This window comes from Erwinia oleae (assembly GCF_000770305.1).
Lineage (GTDB): Bacteria > Pseudomonadota > Gammaproteobacteria > Enterobacterales > Enterobacteriaceae > Erwinia > Erwinia oleae.
Genome location: NZ_JNVB01000060.1, coordinates 20,661 through 28,009, shown reverse-complemented (window position 1 = coordinate 28,009; position 7,349 = coordinate 20,661). Strand labels below are relative to the sequence as shown.

Below are 7,349 nucleotides of genomic sequence, written 5' to 3'. Positions count from 1 at the left end.
GTGGCTCAAATGAAAATACGAACAGGTTGCTAAGACAATATTTTCCAAAGGGAACTGACTTATCGGTTCACAGTCAGCAGAGACTAAACAGCGTTGCCAGACAGCTCAACGAAAGACCGAGAAAAACGCTAGACTATGAATCACCCGCAGAACGGTTCAATAAGTGTGTTGCGTCCATCAGTTGAACTCACAACTAACAGCGGACTGTCGCGAAAGGCTTGCGCGCCTTTCAGGCCGCCCGGCAATACAATGGCATCAAATTCATTATCCGCAACCTCTATCAACGGCGCATCGGCCAGCAGCCGGACACCACGCGAGCAGACAATGTCGGTACTGCCGTCATCGGTCACGCTGGCGGTGGTGACGCGCACTCCGCCGCGAACCAGCAGGTCAATCGTCGTTACCGCTTCAGTTTCTTCACTGCCAGGTGCCAGGCAAACCAGCACCGATGGAATCGTGCTCATTGTAATGTTCCTTTCGTTTAACCATCTCAAAAAGACGGGTGTTTTCCGGCAGGCTCAGGCCCTGCGCGCGCGCCCGACGGATCACATAACCAGTAATATAATCAATCTCGGTTCGCCGGCCCGCGCGGATGTCCTGCAACATCGAAGAGATGTTTGCCGCCGTGCTGTCGATAACGTCCATTACAAAAGACAGCAGCGCTTCCGGTGAGGTGTGCTGCCCCTCACGCGCCATGATCATCGCCAGTTCGCGACAGAGCGCGGCAATCTCCTGCGGATGGTTCAGCAATTCGCCGTTTGGACAGTCGTATTGCACGGTAAGCGGATTAATCACGCAGTTAACGGCCAGCTTTTGCCAGGCGGCAGAAGCGACGTTGTTGTGCCAGGCGACATCCGGCAGAGCCTGATGCAAAACTTCAGCCAGATAGCTGAGCGCCGCACCTTCCGGAGAGAGGGGACCAATGTGTGTAGTGCCTGAGGCGACATGCACTACGCGCGAACCGTCGCGCATTGCCGCGTGGGTGGTCACGCCTTTCAGCACCGGTTGGCGCAGCGATTTCAATTCATCCAGCGTGCCCATACCGTTATGCAGCAGCAAAATGGGGCAGCGATCAGGCAAAGGTAAGTTTTTTACCGCTTCAGAAACCTGCCACGCTTTTGACGTGACCAGCAGCAGATCGCTTCCGGCAAGAAACTGCGCATCGTTTGCCATAAAGGTTTTGCTGTAGGTAATACCGTGTGGCGTCACCACCTGCACGGCGCAGTGGGATTGCGGAACGCGCAGCCAGCCTTGTACGCTGTGTCCCTGCTTATCCAGCGCCGCCAGCCAAATTTGTCCTAATGCACCGCACCCCAAAACGGTTATTCTCATTTCGCCTCCCTGTCCGTAAAAAGCATTGTCGCAGTTCGCCTGCGATGGGTTTTACCTGCATGCTGTCTCTATTATAGCTTTCAACGCCCATGGTTTTTTTAAAACGCCTAAGTAGGTATTATGCATGTCACTTTAGAATTTGGAGAAAAAATCATGCCTTCTTTCGATATCGTTTCAGAAATTGACATGCAGGAAGTGCGAAACGCGGTGGAAAATGCCAACCGCGAACTGGCAACCCGATTTGATTTTCGCAACGTGACCGCCAGTTTTGAGCTGAATGAGAAAAACGAATCCGTTAAGGTGCTCAGCGAATCAGATTTTCAGGTTAAGCAGCTTGTCGAGATCATGCGTGAAAAACTGCTGAAGCGCGGCATCGAGGGTGCCGCGCTGGACGTGCCGGAAGAGATTGAGCATAACGGCAAGCTCTGGAGCGTTGAGGCCAAACTGAAATCGGGCATCGCTACCGAGGTGGCAAAAAAAATCGTCAAGCTGATTAAAGACAGTAAAATTAAGGTTCAATCGCAGATTCAGGGCGAAGAAGTGCGGGTCAACGGTAAGTCACGTGACGATTTGCAAAGCGCGATGGCGCTGGTACGCGGCGGCAATCTGGGCCAGCCGTTTCAGTTTAAAAACTTCCGCGACTAAAAATGGGCGGGGAGTGGCTCCCCGCTCTATCAGCCGGACGCGACCAGCGCTTCCAGCTCAACCCGGCTGGTCACTTTGCTGTCAATTTTGACATAGGCGCTTTTCTCCTGCGGCACAATTAACACCGCCTTTACGCCAGGCTGCGCCCACAGTCTTTTCTCCAGCTTCGCCGTATCATGATGATTTTCACCCAGCAAAATACGCAGGCTGCTGACGTACGGCGGCTCTTTCATCGTGCAGCTTAGCAGCAACCAGGCGGCAGCGATAACGGTACCGCCAGCGAAAACCATCTGTGCGTCAAAATGACCATAGACCCAGCCGCCAAGGCTGCCGCCAATCGCCACGCCAATAAACTGGCTGGTTGAGTAGATCCCCATCGCCGTGCCTTTATAGCCAGGCGGCGACTCTTTGCTGACCAGTGAGGGCAGGATCGCCTCCATCAAATTGAAACCGATAAAAAAGAGCTGCACGCCCACCACCAGCGTCCAGAAGTGATCGCCTGCGCCCCATAACACGATCTCGGCAATCAGCATCAGCGCCACGCAGCAGACAAACACACGCTTCATACGGCGTTTCACTTCTGCATAGATAATGAAAGGAACCACGCTGGCAAAGGCGAGCAGCATTGTTATCAGATACACTTTCCAGTGTTGTTCGGCAGGGAAGCCCGCCTGCTCAAAAACGCCGGGTAAGGCCACAAAGCTCGACATCAGCAGAATATGCAGGCAAAGAATCCCCACGTTCAGCTTTACCAGACGCGCATTCGCCAGCACGTGGCGTATGCTTCCCTTTACCATGCCGGATTCACGATTAAGTATATGGTTGGGCGCGGCAGGCACCACCGACAGGGTGATGATAATACCGCCGGTCGCCAGTAGCGCAATCATCCAGAACAGCGCGTGCAGTCCCAGCGCGTGGGTGATGATGGGGCCGAGCACCATCGCAATGGCAAAGGTGATACCAAAACTGATGCCGATAAACGCCATCGCCTTGGTGCGATTCTGCTCACGCGTCAGGTCAGAGAGCAATGCCATGACCGCCGCGGCGATAGCGCCGGAGCCCTGTAGCGCACGGCCGAGGATCACGCCCCAGATCGACGTTGTCATCGCAGCAATAACGCTGCCCAGGACGAAGATCAGCAGGCCGCCGATAATCAGCGGCTTACGGCCAATACGATCCGACAGCAATCCAAACGGGATCTGAAAAACAGCTTGCGCCAGGCCATAAATACCAATAGCAAGGCCAATTAAGGTTTCACTGGCTCCCTGAAGGGCCATGCCGTAAGTGGTGAGTACGGGGAGTACCATAAACATGCCCAGCATACGCAGGGAAAAAACAGTCCCTAAACCCCATGTCGCGCGCAGTTCGACCGGCGTCATTTTGTTATCGTTCATTACTACCTCGGTTTATCTGGTGCGGGTATTTTAAGGGGGCGGGGGAGGGCGGTAAAATGAAAGTCGTAACAAAAAGAAAGATACCCTGCATATCTGACGCTGTCGCTGCGTAGAGATGAAGGGTATCGGGTATTACGTGGTAAGACGCGTCGTGCATTACCAGACGTAAGTCAGCAGATCCTTTGACGCTGGCGTCATAAAGTCAATCGACATCATTACGCTCAGGGCGGTAATCGCTACGATGGAGAAAACGAACAGCTTACGTGCCCAAACGCGGTCGTTCTGCGTTTTATAGCCGGACAGCGCCATTCCTAACCACCACAGGCTGACGGCGGACGCCACAATCAGATATTTGTAGCCTGCGTAGCCCACCAGCGTCAGCATCAGGGTCGCCACCATAAACGCCACGATATACAGCGTTATATGGTTTTTAGCCACGGAGATGCCTTTCACCACTGGCAGAACCGGGATGTTTGCCGCCTGATAATCCTTAAAGCGGAAGATGGCAATCGCGTAGGAGTGCGGCATCTGCCAGAGGCTGAAGATCGCCAGCAGGATCAGCGCGCCCGCATCAAACTGTCCGGTGACGGCACAATAGCCAATCACCGGCGGCGCCGCGCCGGACAGGCTGCCAATCAGCGTGCCGTAAACGGATTTGCGTTTCATATACAGGCTGTAAACGCCGACATACACCACAAAACCCATCACGGCCAGCCACATAGCCAGCGGATTAGCGCCAAAGTACAGCAGTGCGAAACCAGCAATACCCAGAACGGTGGCATAAACCAGGGCGACATTAACGGAGATGAGACCTTTGACCAGCACCCGATTCCTGGTCCTCTCCATTTTTTTGTCGATGTCCCGGTCAATCAGGTTGTTATAAACACAGCCTGACGCGACCACCAGTGAGACGCCAACTAAGGTGGAAAGAAACAGGGCGTAGTCGATGCTGCCTTTGGAAGCCAGCAGGAATCCCCCGATGACAGAAATTAAATTGCCAAAAATAATTCCTGGTTTCGTTACTTGCAGGTATTGCTTCATCATCACGGTAGCCCGGTTAGTCCGCCATCATGTTGTAGTTGAGGTTCCACATGATCCATAGCGAGCCAGCAACAACGATCAAGATGATTATCGAAGAGAAGACAATTGCCACGAGGTTCCATCTCTCTTCGGATGAGGTGTTGAGATGCAGGAAGTAGACCAGGTGCACCAGCACCTGAACCACCGCACAAACAATGACAACACCGAGAATGGTCGCTTTCGACGCGCTGCCGTCCATCACCATCCAGAAGGGAATGGCGGTCAGAATGATCGACAGGATAAAGCCGACCATATAAGACTTCACGCTGCCATGCGAAGCGCCATGTTCGTTTACAGAATGACTCATTACATGGCCCCCATCAGATAAACAATGGTAAATACGCAGATCCACACCACATCCAGGAAGTGCCAGAACAGGCTCAGACACAGGATACGGGTGCGGTTAGTCGCGGTCAGACCGCGCGTCGCAATTTGATACATCAGCACCAGCATCCAGATCAGACCGGACGTGACGTGCAGACCGTGGGTGCCGACCAGCGTAAAGAACGCCGAGAGGAAACCGCTGCGCTGCGGGCCAAAGCCCTCTTCAATCAGGTGATGGAATTCATAGATTTCCATGCCGATGAAGCCCAGACCGAACAGGAAGGTCAGAGCCAGCCAGCCGATGACGGCGCTTTTGTTTTCCCGGTTCATGTTGATGACGGCAAAGCCGTAGGTAATCGAACTCAACAGAAGCAGGGCGGTTTCCACCAGTACAAACGGTAGTTCAAAAATATCTTTACCCGCCGGGCCGCCGGCGGTGTTGTTCACCATGACGCCGTATGTGGCGAACAGGGTGGCAAAGATAATGCAGTCACTCATCAGGTAGATCCAGAAACCAAACACCTTGTTGGATCCTGAATCGTGATGGTGTTGCCCATGCTTAGCATGGGCGTCCAGGTTTTCAGTTACCATTTTTCAGACCTGCTTTGCTAATTTCGTCAAAATGCTGATTTTCGATTTTCTCAATCTCGGCGACCGGAACGTAGTAATCCACGTCTTCGTCAAAGCTCTTGATGATCCAGCTCAGGATCATGCCGAGGAAAGAAAGACCTGCCAGCCACCAGATATGCCAGATCGCGGCGAAACCAAATACGATGCTGAACAGGCCAATGATCAGACCCGCACCGCTGTTTTTCGGCATATGGATCTCTTCATAATGCGCAGGCTTCTTATACGCTTCGCCTTTCTCTTTCATTTCCCAGAACGCGTCGCGCTCATCAACCAGCGGCACTTCTGCAAAGTTATAGAAAGGAGGCGGAGAAGAGGTTGACCACTCCAGCGTACGTGCGCCCCACGGATCGCCCGTCAGATCGCGGTTCAGATGACGGTCGCGTACCGATACCCAGAACATGATCAGCTGGCACAGAATACCGATAGCGATCAGCCCCGCGCCGCCTGCGGCAATCACCAGCAGAGGATGGAACTGCGGATCGATGTCCTGACTCAGGCGACGGGTCATGCCCATGAAGCCCAGCGCGTATAGCGGCATAAAGGCCACGAAGAAGCCGATAATCCAGAACCAGAAGGCGCGTTTACCCCATGTTTCATTCAGGGTGAAACCAAACGCTTTCGGGAACCAGTAGGTTACGCCAGCCATACAACCGAACACCACGCCGCCGATGATAACGTTGTGAAAGTGCGCGATCAGGAACAGGCTGTTGTGCAGCACAAAGTCTGCGCCCGGTACGGCCAACAGTACGCCGGTCATGCCGCCAACGGAGAAGGTGACCAGGAAGCCTACGGTCCACAACATCGCAGAGTGCATCTGAATGCGGCCCTGATACATAGTGAACAGCCAGTTAAAGATCTTAACGCCGGTTGGAATGGCGATGATCATCGTCATGATACCGAAGAAGGCGTTAACGTTGGCGCCCGCGCCCATGGTAAAGAAGTGGTGCAGCCATACAATAAAGGAAAGCACGGTAATCACCACCGTTGCCCATACCAGCGAGGTATAGCCAAACAGGCGTTTTTTCGAGAAGGTTGCCACGACTTCGGAGAAGACGCCGAACACAGGCAGAACCAGGATGTACACTTCCGGATGACCCCAAACCCAAATCAGGTTGACGTACATCATCATGTTGCCACCCATGTCATTGGTGAAGAAATGGAAGCCTAAATAGCGATCCAACGTCAGCAATGCCAGAGTAACGGTAAGCACCGGGAAGGAAACAATGATCAGCACGTTAGTACAGAGCGAGGCCCAGGTGAATACCGGCATTTTGAACATGGTCATGCCAGGCGCGCGCATGTTCAGAATGGTCACGAAGAAGTTAATCCCGGTCAGCGTTGTCCCGATCCCGGACAGCTGTAGACTCCATATCCAGTAATCGACCCCGACGCCCGGACTGTACTCACTGCCTGACAGCGGCGGATAGGCCAGCCAGCCGGTCTGCGCGAATTCACCCACGCCCAGCGACAGGTTAACCAACACCACGCCCACCACCGTGAACCAGAAGCTCAGGTTATTCAGGAACGGGAAGGCCACGTCACGCGCGCCGATCTGCAAAGGAACCGCAATGTTCATCAGACCGATAACAAACGGCATCGCCACGAAGAAGATCATGATCACGCCGTGCGCGGTAAAGATCTGGTCGTAGTGGTGCGGCGGCAGGAAGCCCGCTTCGCCCGCAGAGGCAAGCATCTGCTGGCTACGCATCATGATGGCATCGGCGAAGCCGCGGAGCAGCATCACAAACGCCACAAGGATATACATGATACCCAGTTTTTTGTGGTCGACCGATGTCAGCCACTCAGACCACAAATATTGCCACTTACCGAACCAGGTAATGGCGCCAACAACAGCCACACCACCAAGAATGATGGCGGCTACCGTGATCATGATAATGGGTTCATGATACGGTACAGCATCAAGGGTTAATTTTCCCAACATCG

The 7,349-nt window shown here is 53.6% G+C and carries 8 protein-coding genes and 1 pseudogene; 2 read left to right on the top strand and 7 right to left on the bottom strand.

Annotation, left to right across the window (positions count from 1 at the left end; all coding sequences use genetic code 11):
* On the top strand, positions 1–185 hold a 185-nt coding region (locus tag GS12_RS23510; protein ID WP_160279920.1), incomplete at its 5' end, for an IS30 family transposase.
* A gap of 6 nt (positions 186–191) precedes the next feature.
* Here the strand turns inward: GS12_RS23510 and GS12_RS17295 are convergent.
* Both GS12_RS17295 and panE read right to left on the bottom strand, forming a co-directional pair.
* A pseudogene (locus GS12_RS17295) lies at positions 192–464 on the bottom strand (DJ-1/PfpI family protein); the annotation flags it as partial.
* Positions 418–1,332, bottom strand: coding sequence for a 2-dehydropantoate 2-reductase (gene panE / locus GS12_RS17290; RefSeq protein WP_034949155.1), 915 nt, complete (start codon positions 1,330–1,332; stop codon positions 418–420). The pseudogene GS12_RS17295 and the gene panE, both read right to left, overlap by 47 nt.
* A gap of 153 nt (positions 1,333–1,485) precedes the next feature.
* Here panE and GS12_RS17285 point away from each other — a divergent pair, with 153 nt between their 5' ends.
* Positions 1,486–1,977, top strand: a complete 492-nt coding sequence (locus GS12_RS17285; protein WP_034912770.1) for a YajQ family cyclic di-GMP-binding protein — start codon at positions 1,486–1,488, stop codon at positions 1,975–1,977.
* A 29-nt stretch (positions 1,978–2,006) separates the two neighbouring features.
* On the opposite strand, the gene GS12_RS17280 is transcribed toward GS12_RS17285, so the two are convergent.
* The 5 genes from GS12_RS17280 to cyoB form a co-directional block, all read right to left on the bottom strand.
* A complete protein-coding gene (locus GS12_RS17280) occupies positions 2,007–3,371 on the bottom strand; it encodes an MFS transporter (RefSeq protein ID WP_034949154.1) in 1,365 nt (454 codons plus the stop codon).
* A gap of 156 nt (positions 3,372–3,527) precedes the next feature.
* Positions 3,528–4,415, bottom strand: coding sequence for a heme o synthase (gene cyoE / locus GS12_RS17275; RefSeq protein WP_034949153.1), 888 nt, complete (start codon positions 4,413–4,415; stop codon positions 3,528–3,530).
* 13 nt (positions 4,416–4,428) lie between these two features.
* The gene (locus GS12_RS17270; protein WP_034912778.1) at positions 4,429–4,758 is read right to left on the bottom strand and encodes a cytochrome o ubiquinol oxidase subunit IV; all 330 of its coding nucleotides are present in this window, start codon (positions 4,756–4,758) and stop codon (positions 4,429–4,431) included.
* Positions 4,758–5,366, bottom strand: coding sequence for a cytochrome o ubiquinol oxidase subunit III (locus GS12_RS17265; protein ID WP_034912780.1), 609 nt, complete (start codon positions 5,364–5,366; stop codon positions 4,758–4,760). Before GS12_RS17265 ends, GS12_RS17270 begins: the two co-directional genes overlap by 1 nt.
* Positions 5,356–7,347: a cytochrome o ubiquinol oxidase subunit I gene (cyoB, locus tag GS12_RS17260; RefSeq protein WP_034949152.1), complete on the bottom strand. Its 1,992-nt coding sequence runs from the start codon at positions 7,345–7,347 to the stop codon at positions 5,356–5,358. The genes GS12_RS17265 and cyoB overlap by 11 nt, the downstream gene beginning before the upstream one ends.
* Between the last annotated feature and the right edge of the window lie 2 nt (positions 7,348–7,349).